At 60.8% G+C, this 26713-nt stretch carries 27 protein-coding genes; 15 read left to right on the forward strand and 12 right to left on the reverse strand.

Annotated elements, in window-relative coordinates; genetic code table 11:
* The first annotated feature begins 37 nt into the window (after positions 1-37).
* The 4 genes from lnt to trmB all read left to right on the forward strand — a co-directional run bounded on the left by lnt (position 38) and on the right by trmB (position 4337).
* Entirely contained in the window at positions 38-1633 is a 1596-nt protein-coding gene (gene lnt / locus J5N58_RS13190) for an apolipoprotein N-acyltransferase (RefSeq protein WP_244711125.1), read from the forward strand.
* A 147-nt stretch (positions 1634-1780) separates the two neighbouring features.
* Positions 1781-2200 (forward strand): helix-turn-helix domain-containing protein, encoded by a 420-nt coding sequence (locus J5N58_RS13195; protein WP_112827705.1) that lies wholly within the window; start codon positions 1781-1783, stop codon positions 2198-2200.
* Between the two features lie 165 nt (positions 2201-2365).
* The gene (gene metK, locus J5N58_RS13200) at positions 2366-3628 is read left to right on the forward strand and encodes a methionine adenosyltransferase (protein ID WP_112827706.1); all 1263 of its coding nucleotides are present in this window, start codon (positions 2366-2368) and stop codon (positions 3626-3628) included.
* A gap of 7 nt (positions 3629-3635) precedes the next feature.
* Positions 3636-4337 (forward strand): tRNA (guanine(46)-N(7))-methyltransferase TrmB, encoded by a 702-nt coding sequence (gene trmB, locus J5N58_RS13205; protein ID WP_244711127.1) that lies wholly within the window; start codon positions 3636-3638, stop codon positions 4335-4337.
* A 110-nt stretch (positions 4338-4447) separates the two neighbouring features.
* On the opposite strand, the gene J5N58_RS13210 is transcribed toward trmB, so the two are convergent.
* Together J5N58_RS13210 and J5N58_RS13215 are read right to left on the reverse strand one after the other, a co-directional pair.
* Positions 4448-4705: a BQ00720 family protein gene (locus J5N58_RS13210; RefSeq protein WP_112827708.1), complete on the reverse strand. Its 258-nt coding sequence runs from the start codon at positions 4703-4705 to the stop codon at positions 4448-4450.
* A gap of 48 nt (positions 4706-4753) precedes the next feature.
* Positions 4754-5173, reverse strand: a complete 420-nt coding sequence (locus J5N58_RS13215; protein WP_244711129.1) for an Hsp20 family protein — start codon at positions 5171-5173, stop codon at positions 4754-4756.
* A 151-nt stretch (positions 5174-5324) separates the two neighbouring features.
* Between J5N58_RS13215 and J5N58_RS13220 the strand changes: the two genes are divergently transcribed.
* The gene (locus J5N58_RS13220) at positions 5325-6269 is read left to right on the forward strand and encodes a nucleoside hydrolase (RefSeq protein ID WP_112827710.1); all 945 of its coding nucleotides are present in this window, start codon (positions 5325-5327) and stop codon (positions 6267-6269) included.
* A gap of 78 nt (positions 6270-6347) precedes the next feature.
* Here J5N58_RS13220 and J5N58_RS13225 read toward each other — a convergent pair whose 3' ends face one another.
* From J5N58_RS13225 to J5N58_RS13235, 3 genes are all read right to left on the reverse strand, one after another.
* Positions 6348-8684, reverse strand: coding sequence for a methyl-accepting chemotaxis protein (locus J5N58_RS13225; protein WP_244711131.1), 2337 nt, complete (start codon positions 8682-8684; stop codon positions 6348-6350).
* Positions 8685-8881: 197 nt separating this feature from the next.
* A complete protein-coding gene (locus J5N58_RS13230; RefSeq protein WP_113425256.1) occupies positions 8882-9781 on the reverse strand; it encodes a ribokinase in 900 nt (299 codons plus the stop codon).
* A 41-nt stretch (positions 9782-9822) separates the two neighbouring features.
* Positions 9823-11052, reverse strand: coding sequence for a DNA recombination protein RmuC (locus J5N58_RS13235; RefSeq protein ID WP_113338372.1), 1230 nt, complete (start codon positions 11050-11052; stop codon positions 9823-9825).
* A gap of 250 nt (positions 11053-11302) precedes the next feature.
* Here J5N58_RS13235 and J5N58_RS13240 point away from each other — a divergent pair, with 250 nt between their 5' ends.
* The 5 genes from J5N58_RS13240 to truA all read left to right on the forward strand — a co-directional run bounded on the left by J5N58_RS13240 (position 11303) and on the right by truA (position 16861).
* A complete protein-coding gene (locus J5N58_RS13240; protein WP_162757548.1) occupies positions 11303-12838 on the forward strand; it encodes a globin-coupled sensor protein in 1536 nt (511 codons plus the stop codon).
* Positions 12839-12998: 160 nt separating this feature from the next.
* On the forward strand, positions 12999-14498 hold the full coding sequence (locus tag J5N58_RS13245; protein ID WP_112827715.1) for a globin-coupled sensor protein: 1500 nt from the start codon (positions 12999-13001) through the stop codon (positions 14496-14498).
* Positions 14499-14586: 88 nt separating this feature from the next.
* The gene (gene def / locus J5N58_RS13250) at positions 14587-15102 is read left to right on the forward strand and encodes a peptide deformylase (RefSeq protein ID WP_244711133.1); all 516 of its coding nucleotides are present in this window, start codon (positions 14587-14589) and stop codon (positions 15100-15102) included.
* A 65-nt stretch (positions 15103-15167) separates the two neighbouring features.
* Complete coding sequence (gene fmt / locus J5N58_RS13255; protein WP_113443788.1) at positions 15168-16106, forward strand: methionyl-tRNA formyltransferase; 939 nt, start codon at positions 15168-15170, stop codon at positions 16104-16106.
* Positions 16106-16861 carry a tRNA pseudouridine(38-40) synthase TruA gene (gene truA, locus J5N58_RS13260; protein ID WP_113338369.1) on the forward strand — a complete coding sequence of 252 codons (756 nt, stop codon included), beginning with the start codon at positions 16106-16108 and terminating at the stop codon, positions 16859-16861. The genes fmt and truA overlap by 1 nt, the downstream gene beginning before the upstream one ends.
* A 23-nt stretch (positions 16862-16884) precedes the next feature.
* Here truA and J5N58_RS13265 read toward each other — a convergent pair whose 3' ends face one another.
* From J5N58_RS13265 to dapD, 4 genes are all read right to left on the reverse strand, one after another.
* Positions 16885-17481, reverse strand: coding sequence for a hypothetical protein (locus tag J5N58_RS13265; protein WP_112827719.1), 597 nt, complete (start codon positions 17479-17481; stop codon positions 16885-16887).
* A complete protein-coding gene (gene dapE, locus J5N58_RS13270; protein WP_113443787.1) occupies positions 17468-18661 on the reverse strand; it encodes a succinyl-diaminopimelate desuccinylase in 1194 nt (397 codons plus the stop codon). The genes J5N58_RS13265 and dapE overlap by 14 nt, the downstream gene beginning before the upstream one ends.
* Before the next feature lie 109 nt (positions 18662-18770).
* Positions 18771-19154, reverse strand: coding sequence for a DUF805 domain-containing protein (locus J5N58_RS13275; RefSeq protein WP_113443786.1), 384 nt, complete (start codon positions 19152-19154; stop codon positions 18771-18773).
* A 5-nt stretch (positions 19155-19159) separates the two neighbouring features.
* Positions 19160-20014: a 2,3,4,5-tetrahydropyridine-2,6-dicarboxylate N-succinyltransferase gene (gene dapD, locus J5N58_RS13280; RefSeq protein ID WP_113443785.1), complete on the reverse strand. Its 855-nt coding sequence runs from the start codon at positions 20012-20014 to the stop codon at positions 19160-19162.
* A 151-nt stretch (positions 20015-20165) separates the two neighbouring features.
* Here dapD and J5N58_RS13285 point away from each other — a divergent pair, with 151 nt between their 5' ends.
* Entirely contained in the window at positions 20166-21047 is an 882-nt protein-coding gene (locus J5N58_RS13285) for an LOG family protein (RefSeq protein WP_112827723.1), read from the forward strand.
* 64 nt (positions 21048-21111) lie between these two features.
* Here the strand turns inward: J5N58_RS13285 and J5N58_RS13290 are convergent, their stop codons facing one another.
* Both J5N58_RS13290 and J5N58_RS13295 read right to left on the reverse strand, forming a co-directional pair.
* The gene (locus J5N58_RS13290) at positions 21112-21894 is read right to left on the reverse strand and encodes an EF-hand domain-containing protein (RefSeq protein WP_112827724.1); all 783 of its coding nucleotides are present in this window, start codon (positions 21892-21894) and stop codon (positions 21112-21114) included.
* A gap of 116 nt (positions 21895-22010) precedes the next feature.
* Positions 22011-22721 carry a pyrimidine 5'-nucleotidase gene (locus J5N58_RS13295; RefSeq protein ID WP_244711136.1) on the reverse strand — a complete coding sequence of 237 codons (711 nt, stop codon included), beginning with the start codon at positions 22719-22721 and terminating at the stop codon, positions 22011-22013.
* Between the two features lie 103 nt (positions 22722-22824).
* Between J5N58_RS13295 and J5N58_RS13300 the strand changes: the two genes are divergently transcribed.
* Both J5N58_RS13300 and J5N58_RS13305 read left to right on the forward strand, forming a co-directional pair.
* The gene (locus J5N58_RS13300; protein WP_112827725.1) at positions 22825-23727 is read left to right on the forward strand and encodes a DMT family transporter; all 903 of its coding nucleotides are present in this window, start codon (positions 22825-22827) and stop codon (positions 23725-23727) included.
* A gap of 87 nt (positions 23728-23814) precedes the next feature.
* Positions 23815-24348, forward strand: coding sequence for a methylated-DNA--[protein]-cysteine S-methyltransferase (locus J5N58_RS13305; RefSeq protein WP_113338365.1), 534 nt, complete (start codon positions 23815-23817; stop codon positions 24346-24348).
* Positions 24349-24366: 18 nt separating this feature from the next.
* Here the strand turns inward: J5N58_RS13305 and argB are convergent, their stop codons facing one another.
* The gene (gene argB / locus J5N58_RS13310; protein ID WP_112827727.1) at positions 24367-25254 is read right to left on the reverse strand and encodes an acetylglutamate kinase; all 888 of its coding nucleotides are present in this window, start codon (positions 25252-25254) and stop codon (positions 24367-24369) included.
* A gap of 178 nt (positions 25255-25432) precedes the next feature.
* On the opposite strand from argB, the gene J5N58_RS13315 reads away from it, so the two are divergent.
* Together J5N58_RS13315 and J5N58_RS13320 are read left to right on the forward strand one after the other, a co-directional pair.
* Positions 25433-25993 carry a sigma-70 family RNA polymerase sigma factor gene (locus J5N58_RS13315; RefSeq protein WP_113425262.1) on the forward strand — a complete coding sequence of 187 codons (561 nt, stop codon included), beginning with the start codon at positions 25433-25435 and terminating at the stop codon, positions 25991-25993.
* A complete protein-coding gene (locus J5N58_RS13320; protein ID WP_113443784.1) occupies positions 25965-26687 on the forward strand; it encodes an anti-sigma factor in 723 nt (240 codons plus the stop codon). Before J5N58_RS13315 ends, J5N58_RS13320 begins: the two co-directional genes overlap by 29 nt.
* The last annotated feature ends 26 nt before the right edge of the window (positions 26688-26713 follow it).

The raw sequence follows: 26713 nt of genomic DNA on the forward strand, positions 1-26713 counted from the left end.
CGCCGTGATTCGCACGGCGCGAGGCGAAGGAGAAGGCATGGAGAGGCTGGCGGGCAGGATCATGCTGCTCTGGGGTGTCAGGCGCGCCCTTCTGGCAATCGTCGCAGGCGCGGTCGGCGCCCTGGCTTTGCCGCCCATAGGGTTCTTTGCTGCCCTCTTCGTTTCATTTACCTTGTTGGTCTGGTTGCTTGACGGGGCGACCGGAAATCCCGACCGAAGGCACTCGTTCGGCCTGCGCTCTGCTTTTCTGACCGGCTGGTTATTCGGCTTCGGCTATTTCGTCGCCGGACTGTGGTGGCTTGGAAACGCCCTGCTGGTGGAGGCCGACGAGTTCGCCTGGGCGCTGCCGCTTGCCATCGTCGGTCTGCCGGCGGTGCTCGCAATCTTCTATGGTCTGGCGACGCTGGTCGCCCGCTTTCTCTGGTCGGACGGCTGGGGACGCCTTGCCGCGCTTGCCGTGGGTTTCGGCCTTGCCGAGTGGTTGCGCGGTTTCGTGGCAACGGGGTTTCCATGGAATGCCATCGGCTACGGAGCGATGCCGATCCCACTGATGATGCAGTCGGCTCATGTGATCGGTGCGCTCGGCGTGACGACACTTGCCGTTTTCGCCTTTTCCGCACCGGCGCTGATCGGCACGCGCAAGGGCATGGTGCCGGGACTGGCGATCGCTGCCTCGCTGTTGGCGGCCCATCTCGGATACGGAGCCTGGCGCCTGTCCCTGCCGGTGGAGAACCGCCCGGACACCGTCAGCCTGAACATTCGTCTGGTGCAGCCGGTCGTCGATCAGGCGCGGAAGATCGAAAACGTCGAACGGGTCGAGATATTCAACGAGCATCTGGCGCTTTCGGCCCAGCCGTCAGCGCCTGGAAAGCCCAGGCCGGATATCATCGTCTGGCCGGAAACCTCCGTGCCCTTCATCCTGACCGAAAACCCGGATGCCCTGGCACGCATTGGCGACATGCTCCAGGACGGACAGGTGCTGATTACCGGTGCCGTCCGGTCCGAGGACCGTGGAGCCGGTCTTGCGCCGCGTTATTACAATTCCGTCTATCTGATCGACGACAAGGGGCAGATGCTGGCGGCCTCGGACAAGGTGCACCTCACGCCTTTCGGTGAATATGTGCCTTACGAGGACATCCTACGCCGCTTGGGCTTCGACAATGTCATCAGCCTGCCGGGCGGCTTCTCGGCGGCTTCCCAGCGCTCGATGCTGACCCTGCCTTCGGGGATCGGCCTTTATCCCTTGATCTGCTACGAGATCATCTTCCCGGACGAATGGACGGATGATCTCGGCGAGGCGAAAGCCCTGTTGAACATCACCAATGACGCCTGGTTCGGTGTCAGCCCCGGCCCCTATCAACACTTTCTGCAAGCCAGAATTCGCGCCGTTGAGACCGGTCTCCCGCTCATTCGGGACGCCAATAACGGCATTTCGGCGCTAATCGACCCCTACGGCCGTATTCTTTCGGGACTGGCGTTGAATTCACGTGGCGTCGTGGATTCAACCATAAGTGTGGAATCTGTCCCGGAACGATACAGAATGTCGACGCGATACAACTTTTGGTATGTATTTTTTGCCATCACTGCGATAGCTGCAATTTCACGCGCAGGTTTTATTTTCGGAAAGAATTGACCAAAAACCCCTAAAATTGCATAGTGGATAAGGTCATAAGTCTCTACGTATGCTTAAAGTTCGGCGATGGCGAATACAACGTCTCGTTATGGCTTCCCTGGGACGAAAGGTTTATGATTAGTATGCAATCATCATCAGGATCAAAACATGATCGAGAATAAGAAGAAGCCGAACCCGATTGACATCCATGTCGGCAGCCGGATTCGTCTTCGCCGCACAATGCTGGGCATGAGTCAGGAAAAGCTGGGCGAAAGCCTCGGCATCACCTTTCAGCAGATCCAGAAATACGAAAAGGGCACTAACCGTGTCGGCGCGAGCCGGCTGCAGAATATTTCCAGTATTCTCAATGTTCCCGTGTCTTTCTTCTTCGAAGACGCTCCGGGCGAACAGTCGACCGGTGCTTCGGGTATGGCGGAGGCGTCGAGTTCGAACTATGTGGTGGACTTCCTTTCCTCTTCGGAAGGTCTCCAGCTGAACCGGGCATTCGTGAAGATTTCCGATCCCAAGGTGCGTCGCAAGATCGTCGATCTGGTGAAGGCGCTTGCAGCCGAGGCAGATGCCGACTGAGCCTGGTTTCAGTCGTGTTGAAAGAGAGCGGCCCTGAGGCCGCTTTTTTTCTGTCTTCAGGGCGGTGCTTGCTCACATAAAGATATATTTATGTCGTTGTGCGCTTGTTTTTCCGCCACGAACTGACTAACAAGAACACGGCTAATTCTTTGAGGGGAATCCCGAATGCGCGCTAATTATCTCTTCACCAGCGAATCCGTGTCCGAGGGTCATCCGGATAAAGTCTGTGACCGAATTTCCGATGAAATCGTAGACCTGGTTTATCGCGAAGCTGCCAAGACTGGCGTCGATCCCTGGACCGTGCGCATCGCATGCGAAACCCTGGCAACCACCAACCGTGTGGTGATTGCCGGCGAGGTGCGGCTGCCGGCAAGCCTGTTGAAAAAGGACAAGGACGGCTCCGTGGCCAAGGACGCCTATGGTGATCCCGCGGTCAATCCGGCGAAGTTCAAGGCTGCTGCGCGCAAGGCCATCAAGGATATCGGCTACGAGCAGGACCGCTTCCACTGGAAAAAGGTGAAGATCGACGTTCTCCTGCATGCGCAGTCGGCCGATATCGCCCAGGGCGTCGACAAGGCAGCCGACCATGGCAACAGCGAAGGTGCCGGCGATCAGGGCATCATGTTCGGATACGCCTGCCGCGAGACGCCGGATCTCATGCCGGCTCCGATCTATTATTCGCACAGGATCCTTCAGCTTCTCGCCGCCGCCCGCAAGAAGGGCGAGGGTGACGCTGCCAAGCTCGGTCCCGACGCCAAGAGCCAGGTGACCGTGCGTTATGTCGACGGCAAGCCGTCGGAAGTCGACTCGATCGTTCTCTCCACCCAGCATCTCGACGAAAGCTGGGATTCGGCCAAGGTTCGTTCGGTTGTCGAACCCTATATCCGCGAGGCGCTCGGCGACCTCAGGATCGCTGACGATTGCAAGTGGTACGTCAACCCGACCGGCAAGTTTGTGATCGGTGGCCCGGATGGCGACGCCGGCCTCACCGGTCGCAAGATCATCGTCGACACCTATGGTGGCGCAGCTCCCCATGGCGGCGGCGCCTTTTCGGGCAAGGACACCACCAAGGTCGACCGTTCGGCAGCTTACGCCGCTCGCTACCTTGCGAAGAACGTGGTGGCCGCCGGCCTCGCCGATCGCTGCACGATCCAGATTTCCTACGCCATCGGCGTTGCCCAGCCGCTGTCTATCTACGTGGACCTGCATGGTACCGGCAAGGTGACGGAAGATGCGGTGGAAGCTGCGATCCGCAAGGTCATGGACCTGTCGCCGAGCGGTATCCGCCGTCATCTCGATCTGAACCGCCCGATCTATGCCAAGACCGCTGCCTATGGTCACTTCGGCCGCAAGCCGGGTCGCGACGGTTCCTTCTCCTGGGAGCGCCTTGATCTGGTAAAGCCGCTCAAGGAAGCCATCAAGGCTTGATGCTGGAATGACGCCAACTGAACGACGCAGCCGGGCGACCGAGGCTTTCTTCGGTCGCCGCAAGGGAAAACCCCTCCGGGAACTGCAGCTCGAGCGCATGACACACCTGCTGCCGGAGATCTGCATTGATCTTCAGGCACCGGCGCCGGAAGATCTGGCGGGCCTTTTCCCTTCGCGCGTTGAGCGTCTGCGTCTGGAGATCGGTTTCGGCGGCGGCGAGCACCTTGTGCACCGGGCCGGAGAGACCCCTTCGACGGGCTTCATTGGCGTCGAGCCATTCGTCAATTCCATGGCAAAGCTGCTGGCCGAAGTGGAGACGAAGGAACTTCGCAACATCCGTGTCTACGACAACGATGCCACGCAATTGCTGGATTGGCTTCCGGCGGCATCGCTGGACCAGATCGACCTGCTTTATCCGGATCCGTGGCCAAAACGGAAGCATTGGAAGCGCCGGTTCGTTTCCAAGGTCAATCTCGATCGATTTTATCGTGTGCTGAAGCCGGGCGGGCTGTTCTGCTTTGCCTCGGACATCGATACCTATGTCAACTGGACGCTGATCCACTGCCGGGACCACGGCGGTTTTGACTGGACAGCGCGCAATCGCGCGGACTGGGTGACGCCGTTTGCCGGCTGGCCCGGCACGCGCTACGAGGCGAAGGCCAAGCGTGAAGGCCGTTCGTCGGCCTATCTTACCTTCCGGAAGATCTGATTACGGAATGTGTCGTTGCGATACCGCATCGATCTGAAAACCGGAATGATCTTCGCAAAGCGCGATACGTCGATCCTGGACGTTGGAGCGATTTGCCGGATTGCGGCGCTTCAGTGCAGGCTGACCGTTTTCAGGTCGTCTTCCGCAGCCTTGTAGAAGGTGCTCGAACGGTTATCCGTCAAGAGAATCGGCGTGCCGTCGGCGCCGAACAATGCCCATAGATCGAGGCTGGGATCGATATCGGGAGCTTCCGGGAAGCAGCGGGACACTTCTTCCGAACGCATTTTCCGGATGTAACCGACCTCTCCGGAACCCAAATGGGCAAGTTCGGTTTGGGTCAGCCGTGCGTTCGCTTCTCTCAGTAACATTCCGATCCTCCACCGATGAGGGAGCTACGGCGTTTCAGGCCGTTGATTCTATAGTGAAGCGGAAATGTTAATTTTCTTTTCTCCATGCTTCGGTTCGGGACGAAAGAGATAGATCGACAGCAAGCCGTTTCGCAGATGTGCACGTTCGACATCCATTCCCTCGGCCAGCAGAAAAATGCGCTGAAACTGCCGCGCGGCGATGCCGCGAAAAAGGAAAACGGGCTCGCCACGCTCCGCATGTCGGCCGCGAATGAGGAGTTCTCGGCCTTGCTGGATGATCTCCAGTTCGTCCTCCGAAAAGCCGGCCACGGCAAGGGTTATGCGCAGCCTCTCCACCTCGTAGCCGAGCAATCGTTCGATGTTGAACGGCGGATAGCCGTCTCCGGCGCGGCCGTTTCGGGAGCCCGATCGCTGTACAGTCTCGAAACCTACGGGCAGGGGCTGTTCAGGTGCTTTCGTCTGGCTCATTGCGGTCCTTGGGCAGCGGCTTCGGGCACTCGTCTGCCCGCATACTTGCTGAACTATATGGTGTCTGCCCAGCCTGCGTGCAAGCGGGCTTACCCTTGACAAAGGCAAGTGGCGCGGGCATCAGGCCGGCCTTGGAAATCAGGACCCAATCATGACCGAACCCAGAAAGATTATCATAGACACCGACCCCGGCCAGGACGATGCGGCCGCACTCATGCTCGCCTTCGCAAGCGGCGAGGAACTTGAGGTTCTCGGCATTACGACGGTCGCGGGCAATGTGCCGCTGCGGCTGACGAGCAGGAATGCGCGCATTGTCTGCGAACTGTGCGGCCGGACCGATATTCCCGTCTATGAGGGGGCGGAGCATCCGATCGAGCGAAAGCTGGTGACCGCCGAACATGTTCACGGCAAGACGGGTCTCGACGGCGCCGAACTCGACGAGCCGAAGATGATGGTCAAGCCGCAGCACGCGGTGGACTTCATCATCGAGACGCTGCGGCGGGAAGACGAGGGAACGGTCACCCTCTGCACGCTTGGTCCGCTGACCAATGTCGGACTTGCCCTGAAGAAGGCACCGGACATCGCACCGCGCATCCGCGAGTTGGTGATGATGGGTGGCGGCTTTTTCGAAGGTGGAAACATCACGCCTGCCGCAGAATTCAACATCTATGTCGATCCCCAGGCCGCCGCCATCGTGCTCGGCGCAGGAATTCCGGTGGTCATGATGTCGCTCGACGTGACCCATCAATTGCTGACGACAAAGGCGCGTGTGGCGAAGATTGCCGCGATAGGCACCCGCCCTTCAAGGGTGATGGTGGACTGGCTGCAGTTCTTCGAGCGCTTCGACGAGGAGAAATACGGCTCCGATGGTGGCCCGCTGCATGATCCGACGGTGATTGCTTACCTGCTGAAGCCGGAACTCTTTTCCGGCCGTCACTGCAATGTCGAGATTGAAACGCAGTCGGAACTGACCATGGGCATGACGGTTGTCGACTGGTGGCGTGTTTCCGGCCGCCAGCCAAACGTTCGCGTCATGCGCAATGTCGATGCCGACGGGTTCTTCGATCTGCTGATCGAGCGCTTCGCCCGCCTTTGATCGTGTTGCGACGGTTGAATGAAAAAGGCCGCAGGATCGCTCCGGCGGCCTCTTTTCGTTTTTTGCAGGCGATATGGCTCAGAATTCTTGCCAGTCGTCCGTCGCGACCGCAGCAGCCGTACCGCCTGCCGCTGTGCGCCGGGGTGCCGGCTGATAGGCCGGAGCGACCGGACGCGGCGCGGGCGAGCGCATCGACTGGGCGGCGGCCTGCAAGGCGGCGACCGGGTTTATTGCCCCCGAGACGGAGAAGCGGGAAACCAGCGATTTGAGGTTTTCCGACTCGTTCTTCAGGGTCATGCTGGCAGCGGTGGTTTCTTCGACCATCGCGGCGTTCTGCTGGGTCACCTGGTCCATCTGATTGACGGCCGAGTTGATCTCCTTGAGGCCGGAAGCCTGCTCGCTTGCCGACGCCGAAATCTGGCGGATCAGATCGTTGATCTGCATGACCTGTTCGGCGATCTTGTGCAGCGTCTGGCCGGCCTGGCCGACGAGTTCGACACCGTCCTTGACCTGCGCGCCGGAGGTGTTGATTAGCGTCTTGATCTCCTTGGCGGCATTGGCGGAACGCTGGGCGAGTTCGCGGACTTCCTGGGCCACGACGGCAAAACCCTTGCCGGCTTCGCCGGCGCGTGCGGCCTCGACGCCCGCATTGAGCGCAAGCAGATTCGTCTGGAAGGCGATCTCGTCGATGACGCCGATGATCCGCGAGATTTCCTGCGAAGACTGGGCGATGCCATGCATGGAGGCAACGGCCTTCTGCACCACTTCCCCGGACTTTTCCGCGTCCTGACAGGCAAGATTGACCGTCGTCGCCGCGGTATTGGCGTTGTCGGCGCTGGCGTTGACCTGCTCGGTAAGCTCGTTGAGCGCTGCGGCGGTCTCTTCCAGGCTCGCCGCCTGCTGTTCGGTGCGCTTCGAAAGGTCTGCCGCGCTGTCGGCGATCTCGCCGGAGCCGTTGCCGATGTTGATTACGCTCGCATTGACCGCATCGATCGTGCCTTCGAGGCTTGCAAGGGCTGCGTTGAAGTCGCGCTTCAGGCCCGCATATTCACCGGGGAACTCGTCGGAGATGCGGTAACCCAGATTGCCGCGTGAGAGCTCGGAAAGGCCGGTGCCCAGAATCGCAACCACGTGCTGCTGGACGCTTGCCGTTTCGTTGCGCTCCTGCTCGGAGCGGCGGCGTTCGTCGTCGGCGGCGTTGCGGTGACGTTCGGCTTCGGCTGCAACGGTCCGGCTTTCCGCGAGGCGATGGCGGAAGCCCTCCAGCGCCTTTGCCACAAGGCCAAGTTCATCGGCCCGTTCCTGGCCGTTCACGGCAGCGCCGTATTCGCCCTGGCTCAGGCGGTCGACGTCGGCAACCAGGCTGTGGAGCGGCTTCTGGGCGAAGAAGCGGACTGCAAAGAAGAGGGCGGTCATCACCGCGCCGAGCACGATGATTCCGGCGATGATCATGGTAAAGGTCTGGGCTTCCACGGCAGCGCCGGTTGCGCTGTGCGGAATATCGATGATGACGGCCCAGTTGGTGTTCACACCCGGAACGGCGAAGGGGTAGATGAGGCGGTCGAAACCTTCCTGGCCGTCTGCCTGGAGGTTGGAGAGGAGTTCCGCCTTGCCGGAGGAGAGCGCCGTCTTCAGAACGTCGGCGCCGGTCGTGTCGTAGGGCTTCATCATGAGGTCGTCCGAAGGAGCGACCAGCCACTGACCGGCCTGGGCAACGAGCAGGACGCGACCCGTTTCGAAGGGACGGAGAGCCTTCAGTTTTTCCGAGAGCGACGAAAGGGAGATGTCGACGCCCGTAACGCCGATCAGCTTGTCCCCGGAAAAGACGGGATAGCCGATCGATGTCATCGCGACCGGGACATCGGTATCCTGCGTCATGTATGGAGCGGTGATCGCACCCTTGCCGCTTGCCTTGGCCAGCGCATACCATTCGGCGCTGTAATCGTTCCTGAAGGTGGAAAACTGGATCTTGCCGTTACGGTCCTTGGACCAGTAGGGGGTGAAGACCCCCTGATCGTTGGCGCCGAGTTCGGTATTGCCCGCAACCGTTTCCTGCTGTCCGTCGAACGCCTTGATTTCCTCGCAGAACCAGCTTCCGAAGGCGAAGGGGTTCTGGTCGACATTGGCTTTCAGCAGGTTGATCGCGCCCTTGCGGTCGAAGCTCTTCTCAGACTGGCCGCGACCGAGGATGCCGGACATGGTCCGGGCGGCGCTTGCCAACTCGCCGATGTCGCTCGCAACACCGTTGGCGATTGCCTTCGCCTCCGAATTCGCCTGATCCATCGTCAGGCCGGACACGCGGCTTCGGGTTTCGGAAATAAGGATGAAGTTCGAAAGGAAAAGCACCGTGGCGATGGCGGCGCCGGTAACAATAAGAAGTTTCGCGGCAATGGAGCGCGAGATGAAATTGAACATTTGGACCTCGAAGGGAGACCGGGGGTTCTCGGAACAGCAGGGGATTTCCGGCGCCATCATGGTGCACGTGTGCGTCTAGCGTCATGCCGGAACGCACTTCATCTGCCGAGAAGCTATGCGCCAATGTTTAACGGTCGTTGAAGGACGGGTGGTTTTTCTTGTAAACCGCGATGCCGGCGTCTTTTCGTCTTCGAGGTCTAAAGATGCCTTGCGACGTCCTCGGTCACCGGGATCGAAGGTTGTGCTCCCGGCTTCAGGCAGGCGAGTGAACCCGCGACTGCGGCGCGGCGCAGGGCAAGCTCGAAATCGAGCCCCTGGTCGAGGCTGGCGGCGATGTAACCGCAGAAAGTGTCTCCGGCGCCGACGGTATCGACCGGGGTGATGTCGAGCCCCTTCGTGCGATAAAGCCTGCCGTCTCGCGCCGCGATGACGCCGTCGGCACCGAGCGTGACGATCAGCGTCTGGCCTGTTTCGGAATGCAACTGCAGCAGGACCTTCTCGCGCTCGTCCGCGCTCATGCCATCCCGTGCGGCAAGCCGCTCGAACTCCGTTTCGTTGGCAACGACAATATCGGCCATGCGCCCAAGCCTGGCGGCTTCCGCAGTCAGCGGCGCGATGTTGATGATCGTGGTGACCTTTCGCCGATTTGCGGCGATCAGGGCCTCTTCGACGGCGGAAGCGGGGACTTCTATTTGCAGCATCAGGATGTCGCCAGCCTGCATGCTGTCGACCGTTCTATGCGCGTCGGCCGCTGTGACGGTGCCGTTGGCACCGGGAACGACCACGATCATGTTTTCACCGTCGGCGCCGACAATAATCAACGCCGTGCCCGTCGGCTCCGTCACATGCTTTACGGCCGAAAGATCCGCACCGGCTTCATCGAGCAGGCGGAGGGCAGGTTCGGCGAACTGATCGCTGCCGACGGCGCCGACCATACGCACCGTCGACCCCGCGCGTCGGGCCGCAAGAGCCTGATTGGCCCCTTTGCCGCCGGCCGCTGTCGAGAAGCCGGTTCCGCCGACCGTCTCTCCCGGCTTGGGAAGCCTGGGGCTCGTGGCGATGAGATCCATGTTGATGGAACCGAATACCGTAATCATCGAACTGTCGTCCTCCGTTCCGCTCCTTTTGGACGAAGTGCTCAGTCCTCGTCAACAACCCTGAGCTTGAGGAAGCCCGTGCGGCTTTCGACCGCTTTGCCGGCCGGATCGTTGTCGCCGACGTTCCCGCCGCCGGCAGTGTCGAACTCCATCGCCTCGATACGGGTGCCACGCTTGTTGAGTTTGTCCGCCGATGTCAGGATCATGTCGACATCCCGCTGCGCCGCAAGGAAATGCCCCTGCAGTTTCCTTGTCCGTTCGTCCAGGCGGGTGAGATCTTCCATCAGATGGATGACCTCGCCCTGGATGAGATGTGCCTGTTCCCGCATCCGCTGGTCTTTCAGAACGGCCTGGATCACCTGGATCGAAAGCATGAGCAGCGAAGGGGAGACGATAACCACCCGTTGCCTGTGGGCCTTTTGAACCACGGCCTCGAAGTTCTCGTGTATTTCGGCGAAGATCGATTCCGAGGGCACGAACAGAAGAGCCATATCCTGGGTCTCACTGGCCACGAGATACTTCTCGGCAATGTCGCGGATATGCACTTCGATATCCCGACGGAACTGCTGCCCCGCCGTTTTCTTCAATTCGGGGCTTTCTGCCTCGCGGATCGCGTTCCAGGCCTCAAGCGGAAACTTTGCATCGACCACAAGAGGCGGAGCATCGTTCGGCATGCGGATCGTGCAATCGGGACGATAGCCGTTCGACAAGGTGGGCTGGAAACTGTAAGCGCCCATCGGCAGACCGTCGGCGACGATCGTCTCCATGCGGGATTGTCCAAAGGCTCCGCGTGTCTGCTTGTTTGACAGGATGGCCTGCAGCCCGACCACGTCCTTGGCGAGCGACTGGATGTTGTTCTGGGCAGCGTCGATGACCGCAAGCCGTTCCTGCAGGTGGCGCAGATTTTCATGGGTCGATTTGGTTTGCTCGGTGATCGTCGCGCCGATCCGGTGCGTCATGCCGTCAAGCCGCTGGCTGATTGCCTGGTTCAGTTCTGCTTGCCGGTTGCCGAAAACCTCCGACATCGCGGCGAGCCGTCCCTGCATTTCCGCTTGTGCCTTCAGCAATTCGGAAAGTCTTGCCTCGGCCGCCGCCTCGCGCCTGTCGGCTTCCAGTTGGCGCTCGGCCTGCAGTCGGCTGGATCGCCGTATCAGGAAGATCATCAATACGAGGCCGACCAGCGCCAGCATCGCGGTCGTGCAGATGACCGCGATGGCCGGAGTGAGGTGGATGAGATACGGATTGAGGAACGAGGTATCGATCTGGTTCATTGCCCGATCCTAACAGATTCCCGAATTGATGATAGATCAAATGGGGAACAAACTGTGGAGGAGCGGCCGGAGCAGTAGCCGTAACCGCCGTTCGGTTCGGGTTCTCGCTAGAGTGGCGGAACGCAAGAATTGCAATAAATGCTAAAATTCAAATATTAGGGCAATACAATGTTTACCATTCAGGTATTTCATAAAATTCTAATTGGATAGGTGCACGACGCCTCATATCCAAGTCCTTTTCGAGCTGGGGATGATAATGAAGCAGGTGGACGAAAAAGACGCGCTGGCGGCGCGCCTGAGCTTTCTTGGTCTCGATGAAAAGGCAAAGAATACCCTGCGCAAACTGGTGCCGTCCATCACGAAAAACATCGGTCCGGCGCTTGATATCTTCTACAAAAAGGTTCGCAGCACGCCGGAAACCGCCGCATTCTTCCGCAGTGAAGACCATATCCAGGGTGCAAAGAAGAGGCAGGAGGGGCATTGGAACGTCGTCGCCAATGCCCAATACGACGAACGTTACGTCGAAGGCGTCGTGGCCGTCGGCAAGGCCCATGCCCGTATCGGCCTGGAGCCGCGTTGGTACATCGGCGGATATGCCGTGCTCGTCGAGCAATTGATCCACGCCGTAATCCGCGAACGCTGGCCAACGCGCTTTGCCCGAAAGGAAGCTCAGACACTTGCCGAGGAGGTGGGCATCCTGGTCAAGGCAGCGCTTCTGGACATGGACTATTCCATCACCGTCTATCTCGACATTCTGGCGTCGGAGCGGAAGGCCGCCGATGAGGCGCGCATTCGGACCGAACAGGAGCAGGCGGTTGCCCTCGCATCCCTGAGCGATGTGCTGACCAAGCTCGCGAACGGTGACCTGGAGGCCAAGCTTTCCAGTGAGCAGCCACCGAATTTTGTCGGCATGGCATCCGACTACAATGCCTCGGTGGAGAAACTGCGCTCGACCATAGAGACGGTGCGCAGCGCCGCCGAAGAAATTCTCCGCTCCACCGCCGCGATTTCGGATGCGTCCGACGATCTCGCCCAGCGAACCGAACAGCAGGCCGCAGGTCTCGAGGAAAGCACCGCCGCATTGCATGAACTGACCCAGAACGTCACGCTGAGCGCCGAGGGCGCTCAGAAGGCGGCAAAGGTCGTAGGTCTCACGCTAAATGAGGCGCGGGCTTCCGGCGATGTCGTGATGAATGCCGTAAGCGCCATGGGGGCGATCGAGAAATCCTCCGACGAAATCTCCAAGATCATCGGCGTGATCGACGAGATTGCCTTCCAGACCAACCTCTTGGCGTTGAATGCCGGCGTCGAGGCCGCCCGCGCCGGTGAGGCTGGACGTGGCTTTGCCGTCGTCGCGCAGGAGGTTCGCGAACTCGCGCAGCGTTGCGCAAGCGCTGCTAAGGAGATCAAGGGCCTGATCTCGCAAAGCTCCTCCCAGGTTCAGACCGGTGTCGGGCTCGTCAACAATGCCGGCGAGGCTCTGGACAAGATCATCGGCCGGATCGACGAGATCAACGGGATCGTGGCTGGCATAGCTTCCGCTGCCGCCGATCAGTCGAGCGGTCTTCACGAGGTCAATACCGCCATCGGCGGGATGGATACGATTACCCAGAAGAACGCAGCCATGGTGGAGGAGACCTCGGCCCAGACCGCGACCCTCAAGGATGAGGTCGAACGACTGGTAACCGCCCTGCGCGGCTTCCGGACCCGCAATGCTGACGCTGCTGAGGACAACGTTCATTATCGCCGCGCCGGCGACCATCCGGCATATCGCAGGGCGGGCTGATACTGGGAAAGAGAAGGGCGTGGCCACATGCCGCGGCCTTCGAATTTGTCAATTTTGTTCGGCCTTGTTCATCGGTCGTTTAGGATTTTCACGAATGCTCGTCTCATATTGATGACATTCATGAGCTTCCTGGGGGAGCTTGAAAAATCGTGGCGAGACGATGAAAAATATAAACCCCGATGACAATCTGTCCGAGCGGCTTGCCTTCCTTGAGCTTGACGAGAAGACCTGCGATACGCTGAGTTCCCTTCGCCCGACGCTTGCCGAAATTATCGGCGGCGCTCTCGACAAGTTTTATGCCAAGGTGGCTGCGACTCCGAAACTGAAGCGTTTCTTCCGCGACAAGGGGCACATGGATGCTGCCAAGAACGCCCAGATCGGTCATTGGGACAAGCTTTCCAGCGGCAGATTTACCGCCGATTATGTCAAGGGCGTAACAGCCGTGGGCATGGCGCATGCCCGCACGGGCCTCGAGCCGCGATGGTATATCGGCGGCTACTCCATGCTGATGACGGAACTCGTCTCCGGTGTCCTGAAGAAGCACTGGCCATTTCCCTTCGGCAAGCAGCATGCGGCGGCGCTCGGCGAAAAGCTCGCCGCGCTGATAAAGGCCTCCATGCTGGACATGGATTATTCGATCTCGGTCTACCTGGACGCTCTCGACGAGAAGCGTCACCGGCTGGAAGAGGAGCGCGAGAGGTTCGAGGCCGACCAGCGCCTGGCTATGGAACACCTTCGCCATGGTCTGGAGGCGCTCGCCCGCGGCGATTTCGAAAATCGGATGTCTGCCGATCTGCCGGACAATTTTAAGGAAATGGCCCAGCACTACAACGAAACCGTCGTCCGCCTGAGCGAGTCCTTCGCCTCGATCCGCCGTGCATCCGAGGAGATCCTCGATGGCACGGAAACGATTGCCAATGCCTCTGACGAAATCGCAGTGAGAACCACGAAACAGGCCGCCGGCATCCAGGAAAGCTCGACCGCCCTGCAGCAATTGTCGGTGAGCGTCAGCCAGACCGCCGCCAACGCGCAGCGCGCCTCCGAGGCTGTAAAGGAGGCACAGCAGCAGGCCCGAACCTCCGGCGAAGTCGTTTCGGATGCCATTTCGGCGATGGCAGAGATCGAAAAATCCTCCGCCGAGATTTCCAAGATCATCGGTGTCATCGACGAGATCGCGTTCCAGACCAACCTGCTGGCGCTGAATGCCGGCGTCGAGGCTGCGAGGGCGGGTGATGCGGGAAAAGGTTTCGCCGTCGTGGCGCAGGAAGTGCGCCAATTGGCACAGCGCAGCGCCGATGCCGCCAAGGAGATCAAGCGTCTGATCTCGCAAAGCTCGGATCAGGTCAATGAAGGCGTCGGCCTCGTCTCCAATACCGGCACGGCTCTTGGCGATATCATCTCCCGCATCGATGCGGTGCATGCCATCGTCTCGGATATTGCGGGTGCGGCCAAGGATCAGGCGACCGGCCTGAGCGAGGTCAATCAGGCGACGCACAGCATCGATCTGCTGACCCACGAGAACAGCACCATGGTCGAGCAGACCTCGGCGGAAACCCAGCGTCTCCGCCACGAGGTGGCGGGACTTGTCGAGTTGCTTGGCGAAATTCGCATTCGCACCAACCCCGGGGAAGAGCGCGTCATCCGTGCCCGCGCGGCTTGATGGCGCAACGATCTCCTAAGCTCTTCAAACGCGGGCATGTCCCGCGTTTTTCGATTCCATATGGGGAAAAGATCGGTTATGGGAGGCCATGACCATCAAGCCCCTCATTATCCTTCCCGACCCCCTTCTGCGCCAGGTTTCCGCATCGGTCGAGCGCATCGATGACGACGTGCGCCGGCTTGCCGACGACATGCTTGAGACGATGTACGATGCGCCGGGCATCGGGCTGGCCGCCATCCAGGTTGGCGTTCCTCGCCGGATGCTGGTGATCGATGTCAGCCGGGAAGGCGAAGAAAAGAAGCCGCTCATCTTCATCAATCCCGAAATCCTGACGAGTTCGGACGAACGCTCCGTCTACGAGGAAGGCTGCCTGTCTATTCCGGATTATTATGCCGAGGTTGAGCGTCCCGCGCTTGTCACCGTCAGGTCGCTCGACCGCGACGGCAAGGAGCAGATCACCGAAGCCGATGGCCTGCTGGCAACCTGCCTGCAGCACGAGATCGACCACCTGAACGGTGTGTTGTTCATCGATCACATTTCTCGCTTGAAGCGCGATATGGTCATCAAGAAGTTCACCAAGGCGGCCAAGCAGAAGGCGCTCTGAGCCATCTCATGGTTCGTTGACCGCGAATGCGGCGGACATGCGTGATCGACGGAGGCTGAACGGCAATGGCACTGCGCATTATCTTCATGGGAACTCCGGAATTCTCGGTCGCAACGCTGGAGGCGCTGGCTGCCGCTGGCCACGATATCGTTGCCGTTTACACTCAGCCGCCGCGACCGGGCGGGCGGCGTGGGCTCGATCTGCAGAAATCCCCCGTACATCTTGCCGCCGAAAAGCTCGACATCCCCGTCCGGCATCCACCGAATTTCCGGGCGGAGGAAGATCGCGAGCAATTCCGTGCACTCGGCGCCGATGTCGCCGTGGTGGTGGCATACGGGCTGTTGTTGCCCGAAGCGATCCTCACGGGCACCCGGCTCGGCGCGTTCAACGGCCATGCGTCGCTCCTGCCGCGCTGGCGAGGGGCCGCTCCGATCCAGCGGGCGATCATGGCGGGCGATGCCGAGACCGGAATGATGGTCATGAAGATGGACAGGGGGCTCGACACAGGCCCCGTGGCATTGACCCGCAGGGTGAAGATCGGCCCTGACATGACCGCCGGCGAACTGCACGACAGGCTACGCGATGTCGGGGCGGAGGCGATGGTTGAGGCCATGGGCAGGCTGGAAGGCGGCACGCTCGAGACCATGCCGCAATCGGAAGATGGCGTGGTCTATGCCGCGAAGATCGACAAGGCGGAGACCCGGATCGATTTCGACAGGCCGGCCGAGCTTGTTCACAACCACATTCGCGGCCTTTCGCCTTTCCCCGGCGCCTGGTTTGAAATCGAACTGAACGGCAGGTCTGAGCGGGTCAAGGTCCTCGGCTCGACCATGGCGGATGGCGCAGGCGCACCCGGCGGAACGGTGCTTGACGACGCACTGACGGTTGCGTGTTCCTCCGGTGCCGTGCGCTTGACGCGCCTGCAGAAAGCGGGCGGCAAGCCGCTCGACGCTGCCGAATTCCTGCGGGGCACGCCGGTCGCGGCCGGCTCGGTGCTTTCCTGATGCCCCGTTTTCGTATGACCGTCGAATATGACGGCACACCCTATGTCGGCTGGCAACGACAGGAAAACGGTCCGTCCGTTCAGGGCGCGCTGGAGAATGCAGTCCTGTCTCTGACCGGGGAAACCGTTTCGATTCGCGGTGCCGGCAGGACCGATTCCGGCGTTCACGCACTTGGCCAGGTTATCCATGTCGACCTTGCACGTGCCTGGGAGCCTTACAAGCTTCGCAACGCGCTCAACGCTCATCTGGCATTGGCGGGCGAACGGGTTGCCGTTCTCGATGTCGCCGCCGTGGACGAGGCTTTCGACGCCCGTTTTTCCGCGATGCGGAGGCATTATCTCTATCGCATCATCACCCGGCCCGCCCGCCTCGCATTGGAGGCCGAGCGTGCCTGGTGGGTGCCGAAACCACTCGACCATGAAGCGATGCATGCGGCGGCCCAGATGCTCGTCGGCCACCACGACTTCACCACCTTCCGCTCGGCGCACTGTCAGGCGACGAGCCCGGTGCGTACGCTGGATCGGCTGGATGTGACGCGAACCGGCGAACTGATCGAAATCCGGGCCTCGGCGCAGAGCTTCCTGCACAACCAGATCCGGTCCTTCGCCGGTACCCTGAAGCTGGCTGGCGAGGGCAAGATGACGCCTGAGGATGTGCGCGCGGCACTGGATGCCCGCGACCGTTCGGCCTGTGGGCCGGTCGCGCCGCCTGAAGGCCTGTTCTTTCTGAAGGTGGATTACCCCGGCGACGAATAAACGGCTGGGAGCCGGAGCGGTGGTCAGCCGGGAAAGACCCCAAGAAAGCGTTCCAGCATCTCCGACAGGATCATCGAGGGCACAAGCAACACCATCGTGATGGTCGAGATCGTCAGGATGTGATTGCCGAACACCATGCGGAAGATGCGAAAAAGACTGACCACGAAGGCAAGCATCAAGCCGAGCCAGGCGAGCGCAACCAGGGTGTCGATCGCCGGGAAAAGCATCATCAGAACGACGAGTGTCGCATAGGCATAGGATACCGGCAAAGCCATCCAGTTGGCGATTGCCACGACGGCGGAGAATTTCGAGCCGATCCCCACCATCCAGCACAGAAAGCCGACAAGCACCAGCGGCACGATCCAGTTGGCGAACTCGACCAACGTCAGGCGAAAGAAGAAGAGCGTTCCGACCTCGGCGCCTTCGGGAAGCGTTTCGAGAAAAGTGCTGCGCCACCAGAGAAAGGATATGATCGTGGTCGGCAATGCCCAGGCTGCCGCCCAGAAGGAGCGCAATGCGCCGCGATCCGAAAGATCGAGAAAGGCGAAGCCTCGCGGGTCCTGTCGGAACAGGAGCCAAAGTCCGGTCAGGTAGGTCTCGACCTCCTTAAGCGATGGCATTCGCAAACCATTGTTCGATGAAGGTACGGTAGATGCGGGTCAATGTTTCGAGATCCTCTACCGCCACACGCTCGTCGACCATGTGCATGGTCTGCCCGACGAGGCCGAACTCCACCACTGGGCAATAGTCCTTGATGAAGCGCGCATCGGAAGTCCCGCCTGTCGTTGAAAGCTGCGGCGTGGCGCCGATGACGTTCTCGATTGCATCGGAAAGTGACGCAATCAGGGCATTATTGCGGGTCAGGAAAACCTGGCTCGGGCGTTCGGACCAGACGATGTCGTATCGGATAGGCTCGCGACCGGGTCGCAACGTCGTATCGGCCGCGGCGGCATCGAGCCGGCGCAGGATCTCGGTCTGCAGGCTTTCCGCCGACCAGGTATCGTTGAAGCGGATATTGAATTTGAAGACGGCGCTCGCCGGAATGACGTTGGTCGCGGTATTGCCGACATCGATCGAGGTCACCTCGAGGTTCGACGGCTGGAAGTTGTCCGTCCCGTGATCGAAGGGCGGGTGCATCAGGGATTCGGCCAGCTTGATGGCGCCGCGCACCGGATTGTCGGCGAGATGCGGATAGGCGGCATGGCCCTGCACGCCGCGCACGGTCACCGTGCCGGAAATGGAGCCGCGACGGCCGATCTTGACCATGTCGCCAAGCTGGTCCGGGTTGGTCGGCTCGCCGACGAGGCAGGCGTCCCAGCGTTCGCCTTGCGCAGTCGCCCATTCGAGCAGCTTTGTCGTGCCATTGACCGCGGGGCCTTCCTCGTCACCGGTGATGAGCAGCGAGACAGAACCCTTCGGCGCGCCTTTCTCCTCGACCAGCCGTGCAAGCGCCGCGATGAAGCAGGCAATGCCGCCTTTCATGTCGACCGCCCCGCGACCGTAGAGCATGCCATCGGAAATCTCCGCGGCAAATGGTGGATGGCTCCATGCCGCCTCGTTGCCGACGGGGACCACGTCCGTATGCCCGGCGAACATCAGATGTGGGCCGTCTGTTCCGAGACGGGCATAGAGGTTCTCGATGTCGGGTGTGCCGTCCTCGTGCGCCATGACGCGGGAGACCTTGAAACCCAGCGGCTCGAGAAACCGTTGCAGCGCGGTCAGGGCGCCACCTTCGGCGGGCGTTACTGAGGGGCAGCGGATAAGGGCTTGAAGGACGTCGACAGGATTCGTGGCGATCATGACATACTGCGCTGGATGCAGCCCGGAACTGTAAACAGGGGACCGGGCACGAAAGAGGATCGGGCAGATTTATCCGATCGGTTGCCTTGTGTCACCACCGAAGGCGGCTTCATGTCTGCGGCCAGTCGGTCGCTCCTCCATAGGTATTGGCTTTGCGCGCCGACGGCCAGAGGCAGAGCACGAGAAGCATCACCAGGGACAGTGCCGGCACCAGGATCAGAAGCGCGATCAATCCCGGCATGCCCATGTCGTGCAGCCGCTTGATGCTCAGCATCATCGCCGACACGATGGAACAGCCCATGCTCGAAAGGAACATCAGGCTGTAGAGCGGCAGAAGATCGTCGTCTTCCGGAACGAGCGCCAGTTTTGCCAGGGCAAAGGAATTCAGCATCAGCCAGAACAGCCAGCCGAGAATGAAGGTCTGCCGGCCCGCCCGGCCGGACGGGCTGAAGAACAGCCACGCGACAGTCGGCCGGCGGGCCGCAGCGAGCATGGAAATCAGTCCCTGAGCAGTTCGTTGATGCCGGTCTTGGAGCGTGTCTTCTCGTCGACGCGCTTGACGATCACCGCGCAGTAAAGGCTCGGTCCCGGTTCGCCATTCGGGAAGGACTTGCCCGGCAGGGTGCCGGCAACGACGACGGAATAGGGCGGGACTTCCCCATAGGTGATCTCGCCGGTCGCGCGGTCGACGATCTTGGTCGACTTGCCGATGAAGACACCCATGCCGAGCACCGAGCCCTCGCGGACGATGCAACCCTCGACGACCTCGGAGCGGGCGCCGATGAAGCAGTTGTCCTCGATGATGGTCGGCCCGGCCTGCAGGGGTTCCAGCACGCCGCCGATGCCGACGCCGCCGGATAGATGCACGTTCTTGCCGATCTGCGCGCAAGAGCCGACCGTCGCCCAGGTGTCGACCATAGTGCCTTCATCGACATAGGCACCGAGGTTGACGAAAGAGGGCATGAGCACCACGTTCTTTGCGACATAGGCCGAGCGGCGTACCACGGCGTTGGGAACCGCACGGAAGCCGGCCGAGCGGAACTGTTCCTCTCCCCAGCCTTCGAACTTGGACGGAACCTTGTCCCACCAGGTGGAAGCGCCCGGGCCGCCCTTGACGACGCCCATGTCGTTCAAGCGGAAGGAGAGCAGGACCGCCTTTTTGAGCCACTGATGGACGGTCCAGGTGCCGTCCGCTCCCCGGGTCGCCGCGCGTGCCTTGCCGCTGTCCAGCAGTTCCAGCGAAGCTTCCACGGCATCGCGGATTTCGCCTTTGGTCGCCGTCGTGACCGTATCGCGATTGTCGAAGGCGGCTTCGATGACCTTTTCGAGGGCGCTGATATCCGTGGCGTTCATTTGATTTCCTTAAATTTCGTTGTCTATCGTGGAAACGGACGATATCCGAATTCTCAATCGGGGAACCGGCACTGATCTAGCGTATTCGCCCGGGGTTGAAAACTGCCGCCGGCGCATTCGCGTCCAGGTAAGGCAAAGAAAGGCATGAAGCATGGCAAAGCTGCGCAACGGTCGGCATCGGCAGGACGACGGGGTTTGGAAGACGCTGAAGAGCAGTCAGACGGATCGCAGCCGCGTGGCCGGCATCCCACGGACTCCGCAATCGGAATCGCCTTCCTACCGGCTGGCCTATCTCGATGACGATTTTCTCTGCCGTGAAGAGTTACGGCCCGTCAGGCTTCAACTCGAACTTCTGAAAACGGAGATGATCCTGACCGAGCGCGGCATCAAGTCGACGATCGTCATGTTTGGCGGTGCGCGCATTCCCGCGCCCGGCGCAAGCGCCTGGGCGGCCCGCAACGAAACCCAGAAAGCCAATCTTGAGGCAGCGTCGATCTACTACGAGGAAGCGCGCAAGTTCGCCCGTCTCTGCGGAGAGCATGCGGCCCTCCACAATCACCAGGAATATGTGGTCGTCACCGGTGGGGGACCGGGCGTGATGGAAGCCGGCAACCGTGGGGCCGCCGAGGTTGGCGCACCGACCATAGGTCTAAACATCGTCCTGCCGCACGAACAGGCGCCCAACGCCTTCGTGACGCCGGAACTGAGCTTCAATTTCCACTATTTCGCCATCCGGAAAATGCACTTCCTGATGCGCGCGAAGGCTATCGCGATCTTTCCCGGCGGCTTCGGCACCCTCGACGAGCTTTTCGAGGCCGTGACCCTGATCCAGACAAAGCGCATGGAACCGATCCCGCTTATCCTCTTCGCCGAAAAATTCTGGCGCAAGATCGTGAATTTCGAGGCGCTTGCCGAGTTCGGCACCATCGCGCCCGATGACCTGAAGCTTCTCCATTTTGTCGAGACGGCAGAGGAGGCATGGAAGATCATCGCGGATCGCTATGAACACACCCACGATGTCGCGGTGAAGTGAGCTCAAGAAATGCGGAAAGCCGCCAGATGTCTGGCGGCTTCCTTTGTTCCCTGATCGGATTTTGTCAGGGCAGGATCTTCGGCCCGGCCGGGAAATCGTCGGCGGAGATGAAGCCGTCCTTGTTCGTGTCGAACCGGTCGAAGAGCTTGTCGGTCGCTGCTGCTGCTTCCGCTTTGCTGATCTGGCCGTTCTCGTCGGTATCCATCCGGGCCATGATGCGGCGCATCCCGTGATGCCCCATCGGCCCCATACCCATCTCGTCGCGCGGGCGATTACGATCGGGGCCGTCGCGGTCGTCATGCCGGCCGAAGCGCGGCTTGTCGTCTCTCCAGCCCTTGCCATCGTGCGGGCCCTTGCCGTCCCGCGGACCGCAATCGCGAGGACCGTTCGGCATGCCCATGTCGTCGTCATCCGCCATGTCGTCCGGGGGAGGCGGGGGCGCGGTCGAGGCATCGTCCTGAGGTGCAGGCGCCTGCGCCTTGTCCGCATCTTCGGCGGCCGGCGGCTTTGGCATCGAAGCTTTCCAGGCTTCCATGCGAGCTTCGCGGTATTTGCGCAATTCGCCGGGCGTCAGGTTGCCGTCTTTGTCCGCGTCGATAGCGGCAAAGAGCGTGTCGGAGCCGGCCTTGGCTTCATCCTTCGAAATCTTGCCGTCCTTGTTGACGTCGAATTCCTGAAGCCCGTGGATGAACATGCCGGCCGGTCCGCGCATCATCATCGGGCGTGGGCCGCAGGGGCCGTCCATCGGTCCGGGACCTTTGCCACCTTGCGCGAGCGCGATACCGGAGGAGGCGCTGACAAGCAGCGCGGTCGCAAGAGCGGCAAGCGTCGTTTTGCGAGCGTACATAAGACTTTCCTTTCCTCGTTTACGAAGAAAAGATTACCGCCGACGTTCGCCTATTCCGACTTAAACCTTGTTAAGGCTGGATGAAACTTCCGTAATGTTGGCAAGCCCTGCCGAGATCAGCCAACCAGCCCGGCAAGGAACCGGGCGAGATCGTCGGTGACGAAATCGATGTTCTCGGGTTCGGCGTTTTCTGCCAGTTCCCAGCTTTCCAGAACCACGCTCTCCAGATTTCGGGGCACGAGCAGCACGGTCTTCATGCCGAGAGCCTTCGGAACCATCAGATTGCGCGGCAGGTCTTCGAACATGGCGGCCTTCTTCGTATCCACCCGGTTGAGGCTCATGAACTTGTCATAGGTGCTGCCGGCCGGCTTCGGCTGGTAATCGGCGGCGACGATATCGAAAATGTCGTCGAAATTGTCGAGGATGCCGAGCGCACGCGCCGCCGCTTCCGCGTGAGCGACGGTGCCGTTGGTGAAGATGAATTTGCGGCCCGGCAGGGCCTTGATTGCTGCTCCCAGAGCTTCATCGGGAAGCAGCGCGGAATAGTCGATCGCATGGGCCCTGGCGAGGAAGTCGTTCGGGTCGACCCCGTGATGCAGCATCAGGCCGGCCAGCGTCGTACCGTGGTCGTAGTAATATTTCTTCTGCAGAAGCTTCGCCTCGGTGGGCTCCATCTGCAGGAGTTCCGAAACATAGGCCGTCATGTTGCGGTCGATCTGTGCAAACAGGTCGATGTGATGCGGATAAAGCGTGTTGTCCAGGTCGAAGACCCAGTCACGGACATGGGCGAAATCGCCGGCTGTGGGGGCGGAGGCTCTCTTGTTCATGACGTCCTTATGGCATGCCTCGCCGGCAGAAGAAAATGCGAAACTCCGATTCCAGCCGGAAGTGACCTTGGCGGCGCTGTCGATGCCGTGATACCGCCGCCGCATGGAACCTTGGATACTGATTACCGTCGCTGCCGCTTTCCTGCAGAACCTGCGGTCGGCCCTTCAAAAACATCTGCGGACATCGCTCGGTACGAGAGGCGCAAGCTTCGTCCGGTTCGGCTACGGTTTTCCGATCGCCATTCTTTATGTCCTTGGTCTGCATTTTCTCGGCGGATATGAATTGCCGGTCCCCAATCCGGTCTTCGCCCTGTGGGCCATCATCGGTGGCCTTGCCCAAATTTTCGCGACCATGCTGCTGGTGCATCTCTTCTCGCTGCGTAATTTCGCAGTCGGAACCGCTTATTCGAAGACGGAACCCGTGCAGGCCGCGATTTTCGGCTTCATCCTGCTCGGTGAGCGCGTGACGACCGGTGCGGTGGGCGCCATCATCGTGGGTGTGGCCGGCGTGATGATGATCTCGGTGGCGCGCATGCCGCTCACTTTCGCCAACCTGTTGAAGGCGCTTGCCGGTCGCACAGCCTTGATAGGCATTGCCTCCGGTGCGGTTTTCGGCATATCCGCCGTGGCCTACCGATCGGCATCACTGTCGCTGGGGGATCACAATCCCATCGTCGCGGCGGCCGTCACGCTTGCCTGCGTAACGACCTTCCAGACGGTTTTCATGCTTGTGTGGATGGTCCTGCAGGACAGGCGCGAGATCGTCGACGTGATCCGTTCCTGGCGCTCGTCCTCGCTCGTCGGTCTCGCCGGCGTCCTGGGCTCCGCCTGCTGGTTCACGGCGATGACGTTGCAGCAAGTCGCCTACGTTCGAGCGCTCGGTCAGATCGAACTGGTCTTCACCTTCCTCGCCTCGTTCTTTCTGTTTCACGAGCGCGTAAATCGCACGGAGGTCGCCGGCTGCCTCCTGATCGTTGCCGGCATCCTTCTGTTGTTGCTCGGCTGAAAGCGAGCCACCCGGATTGCATCTGTGCACTGATTGTTCTCTTCGCCGCAGGCGGGTAGACTGTGGCTCCAGGAGAGGAAGCGGGTCATGAAACGGACGGTGTATTGCGAATGGCTCGACAGTCCGGTCGGAGATCTGGTCGCGATTGCCGACGATAAGGCGTTGCTGGCGCTGCAGTTTCGCGAACGCACGACACCGGAGACCGACGATGCAGCGATCCGGCGGCAGATGAACGCGGATGCCGTGCTGCCCGGCAATGCCCTGACCCGGACGGTGGGCAAGGAGCTCGAAACCTATTTCGCTGGCCGCGCTTTTGAGTTCTCCGTGCCACTTGCACCGGCTGGGAGCGAATTCGAACAGAAGGTATGGGCGGAGCTTCTCAAGGTGCCGCTCGGCGAAACCTGTTCCTATGGCGATATCGCAAGAAATGTGGGCGGCATGGAAACCGTGCGGGCCGTCGGCAAGGCGAATGGCGCCAATCCGATCGGCATCATCGTCCCGTGCCACCGCTGCATCGGCGCGGATGGATCGCTGGTCGGTTATGGCGGGGGACTATGGCGCAAGAAATGGCTCCTGCGCCACGAGGGCAAGATGCGTCCGGTCGGCCTTTTCGCCTTGTGACCGGACGGATGTACCGGTTCAGGGAACCAGCAGCGTGCCGGCGCCGTGTTCGGTGAAGATTTCCAGCAGCACGGAATGGGCCGTCTTGCCGTTCAGGATGACGACGCCCTGAACGCCGGCATGGATGGCATCGATGCAGGTCTCCACCTTCGGGATCATGCCGCCGGAAATGGTTCCGTCCTTGATGAGGGCACGCGCCTCGGCCACCGAGAGTTCCTTGATAAGTTCGCCCTGCTTGTTGAGTACGCCCGGCACGTCGGTGAGGAACAGCAGGCGGTCGGCGCGCAGCGCCCCGGCGATGGCGCCGGCGAAGGTGTCCGCATTGATGTTGTAGGTGTGGCCGTCACGGCCCGGCGCGACCGGAGCGATGACCGGGATCATTTCCGATTTTGCCAGAAGGTCGAGCAGCGTCCGGTCGACTTCCACGACCTCGCCGACAAAGCCGAGGTCGAGAACGCGCTCGATATTGGAGTCGGGATCGGTGACGGTCTTCTTGGCCTTTTCGGCGAAGACCATGTTGCCGTCCTTGCCGCAAAGGCCAATCGCCCATTCGCCAGTCTGGTTGATAAGCGCGACGATTTCCTTGTTGATCGAGCCGGCGAGCACCATCTCGACGATCTCGACGGTTTTCTGGTCGGTCACGCGCAGGCCGCCTTCGAACTTCGATTCGATGCCCATCTTGGTCAGCATGGCGCCGATCTGCGGGCCACCGCCGTGAACGACGATCGGGTTGACGCCCGACTGCTTGAGCAGCGCGATATCCGCCGCGAACGCCTTGCCGAGCTCCGCATTCCCCATGGCGTGGCCGCCATATTTCACGACGATCGTCTTGTTTTCATAGCGCTGCATGAAGGGCAGGGCCTGGGCCAGAAGTTGCGCCTGGATTTCGCTATCGGAAGCCGTCATGGAATACCCTCGTCGTTGGATCGCGGCCTTTTAGCGCAAGATCGATCCCGATGGAATAATCCGGGAAAAGATAAGCGAGGTGGATGATCCGCCTATGACCAGTGGGCGTAATCCCCAGCAGAACAGAAAAAAACTGCACCCGGGCGGGGGCTGTCTGGAGGAGAGGGCCTGAAAGCCGATGCCAAACGACGAGATCGCCGTATTGTTGAGCCGCGTGGCCCTTAAAGACCGCGCTGCCTTTTCCATACTCTATAGCCGTTCATCGCCGAAACTCTTTGCCATCTGCCTGCGTATATTGCGAAACAGGGCCGACGCCGAGGAGGCGTTACAGGATATATTCGTGAAGGTCTGGCAGCACGCCGAGACTTTCGCCTCGTCCGGCAATGGCGCCATGGGATGGCTGGCGGCGATCGCACGCTATCACTGCATCGACCGTCTGAGGGTCCGCCGTCCGACGACAGAGGAACTGGAAACGGTCCTCGAGCTTGCCGACAGGGCGGCGAACCCCGAACAGAGCGCAGTGCTGCGCTCGGAAGGAAAGCGGATTGACACCTGTCTGCAAGCATTGGATCCTGATTGTGCGAGCGCGGTGAGGCATGCCTATGTGGAGGGATTGTCCTATCAGGAGCTTGCGGATCGGTTCTCGGTGCCGCTGAACACGATGCGGACATGGCTACGTCGCAGCCTGTTGAAATTGAGAGAGTGCATGGATGACCACGCCAGACCAGAGCAAGGGTGACCGCTCGCGAGAAGAAGTCCTCGCTGGCGAATATGTGCTCGGCGTTCTCGGCGTCGAGGACCGCCTTAAGGTGGAGGAGCGGCTGCGCCACGATCGCACCTTCGCTGCCATCGTGCGCCGCTGGGAAGACAATCTTTCGCAGTTCAACGACGATTACGGTATGGAACTGCCGCCCGAGGCGCTGTTTGCCAGGATCGAGGGGCGATTGTTCAGGGAACCGCCGAAGAGCGCCTGGACCTCCGTCCTCGGGACCCTGTGGAACTCGCTCGCTCTCTGGCGTGGCCTTGCTTTCGCCGGCGTGGTTGTCGCGGCGGTTGTCGCCGGGACGGAAGCCGGTCTGTGGGACAGGCCCGCGGGTGGGCCTCCGTTGGTTGCCGAACTTGCTGGCAAGGACAGTGTCATCAGTCTGGTCGCGCGTTATGACAGCGGATCGGGCAGGCTACAGGTGAGGCCGGTTGCGACCGGCGAGCGCCAGCAGAAATCGTTGGAGCTTTGGCTGATCGAGGGCGATATGGCACCCCGCTCGCTCGGTGTCCTTCCACAGACGGGGGAGGGCGAGATCATCGTTCCTGACAGCCTCCGGGACCGTTTCGCCGAAGGAGTCGTGCTTGCTGTCAGCCTCGAGCCGTTTGGCGGCTCTCCGACCGGCCAGGCCACCGGTCCGGTCATTGCCCTCGGACCCGCCCATCTCTGATGGGCTCTTGCTGCGCGAAAACTCTC

The sequence above is a fragment of the Paenirhizobium cremeum genome (genome assembly GCF_022884085.1).
Taxonomy (GTDB): domain Bacteria; phylum Pseudomonadota; class Alphaproteobacteria; order Rhizobiales; family Rhizobiaceae; genus Allorhizobium; species Allorhizobium cremeum.

Bases quoted from the DNA above. Each gene is read 5' to 3' on its own strand.
- lnt (WP_244711125.1), top strand. From the start codon at position 38: ATGGAGAGGCTGGCGGGCAGGATCATGCTGCTCTGGGGTGTCAGGCGC.
- J5N58_RS13195 (WP_112827705.1), top strand. From the start codon at position 1,781: ATGATCGAGAATAAGAAGAAGCCGAACCCGATTGACATCCATGTCGGC.
- metK (WP_112827706.1), top strand. From the start codon at position 2,366: ATGCGCGCTAATTATCTCTTCACCAGCGAATCCGTGTCCGAGGGTCAT.
- trmB (WP_244711127.1), top strand. From the start codon at position 3,636: ATGACGCCAACTGAACGACGCAGCCGGGCGACCGAGGCTTTCTTCGGT.
- J5N58_RS13210 (WP_112827708.1), bottom strand. From the start codon at position 4,705: ATGTTACTGAGAGAAGCGAACGCACGGCTGACCCAAACCGAACTTGCC.
- J5N58_RS13215 (WP_244711129.1), bottom strand. From the start codon at position 5,173: ATGAGCCAGACGAAAGCACCTGAACAGCCCCTGCCCGTAGGTTTCGAG.
- J5N58_RS13220 (WP_112827710.1), top strand. From the start codon at position 5,325: ATGACCGAACCCAGAAAGATTATCATAGACACCGACCCCGGCCAGGAC.
- J5N58_RS13225 (WP_244711131.1), bottom strand. From the start codon at position 8,684: ATGTTCAATTTCATCTCGCGCTCCATTGCCGCGAAACTTCTTATTGTT.
- J5N58_RS13230 (WP_113425256.1), bottom strand. From the start codon at position 9,781: ATGATTACGGTATTCGGTTCCATCAACATGGATCTCATCGCCACGAGC.
- J5N58_RS13235 (WP_113338372.1), bottom strand. From the start codon at position 11,052: ATGAACCAGATCGATACCTCGTTCCTCAATCCGTATCTCATCCACCTC.
- J5N58_RS13240 (WP_162757548.1), top strand. From the start codon at position 11,303: ATGATAATGAAGCAGGTGGACGAAAAAGACGCGCTGGCGGCGCGCCTG.
- J5N58_RS13245 (WP_112827715.1), top strand. From the start codon at position 12,999: ATGAAAAATATAAACCCCGATGACAATCTGTCCGAGCGGCTTGCCTTC.
- def (WP_244711133.1), top strand. From the start codon at position 14,587: ATGACCATCAAGCCCCTCATTATCCTTCCCGACCCCCTTCTGCGCCAG.
- fmt (WP_113443788.1), top strand. From the start codon at position 15,168: ATGGCACTGCGCATTATCTTCATGGGAACTCCGGAATTCTCGGTCGCA.
- truA (WP_113338369.1), top strand. From the start codon at position 16,106: ATGCCCCGTTTTCGTATGACCGTCGAATATGACGGCACACCCTATGTC.
- J5N58_RS13265 (WP_112827719.1), bottom strand. From the start codon at position 17,481: ATGCCATCGCTTAAGGAGGTCGAGACCTACCTGACCGGACTTTGGCTC.
- dapE (WP_113443787.1), bottom strand. From the start codon at position 18,661: ATGATCGCCACGAATCCTGTCGACGTCCTTCAAGCCCTTATCCGCTGC.
- J5N58_RS13275 (WP_113443786.1), bottom strand. From the start codon at position 19,154: ATGCTCGCTGCGGCCCGCCGGCCGACTGTCGCGTGGCTGTTCTTCAGC.
- dapD (WP_113443785.1), bottom strand. From the start codon at position 20,014: ATGAACGCCACGGATATCAGCGCCCTCGAAAAGGTCATCGAAGCCGCC.
- J5N58_RS13285 (WP_112827723.1), top strand. From the start codon at position 20,166: ATGGCAAAGCTGCGCAACGGTCGGCATCGGCAGGACGACGGGGTTTGG.
- J5N58_RS13290 (WP_112827724.1), bottom strand. From the start codon at position 21,894: ATGTACGCTCGCAAAACGACGCTTGCCGCTCTTGCGACCGCGCTGCTT.
- J5N58_RS13295 (WP_244711136.1), bottom strand. From the start codon at position 22,721: ATGAACAAGAGAGCCTCCGCCCCCACAGCCGGCGATTTCGCCCATGTC.
- J5N58_RS13300 (WP_112827725.1), top strand. From the start codon at position 22,825: ATGGAACCTTGGATACTGATTACCGTCGCTGCCGCTTTCCTGCAGAAC.
- J5N58_RS13305 (WP_113338365.1), top strand. From the start codon at position 23,815: ATGAAACGGACGGTGTATTGCGAATGGCTCGACAGTCCGGTCGGAGAT.
- argB (WP_112827727.1), bottom strand. From the start codon at position 25,254: ATGACGGCTTCCGATAGCGAAATCCAGGCGCAACTTCTGGCCCAGGCC.
- J5N58_RS13315 (WP_113425262.1), top strand. From the start codon at position 25,433: ATGCCAAACGACGAGATCGCCGTATTGTTGAGCCGCGTGGCCCTTAAA.
- J5N58_RS13320 (WP_113443784.1), top strand. From the start codon at position 25,965: ATGACCACGCCAGACCAGAGCAAGGGTGACCGCTCGCGAGAAGAAGTC.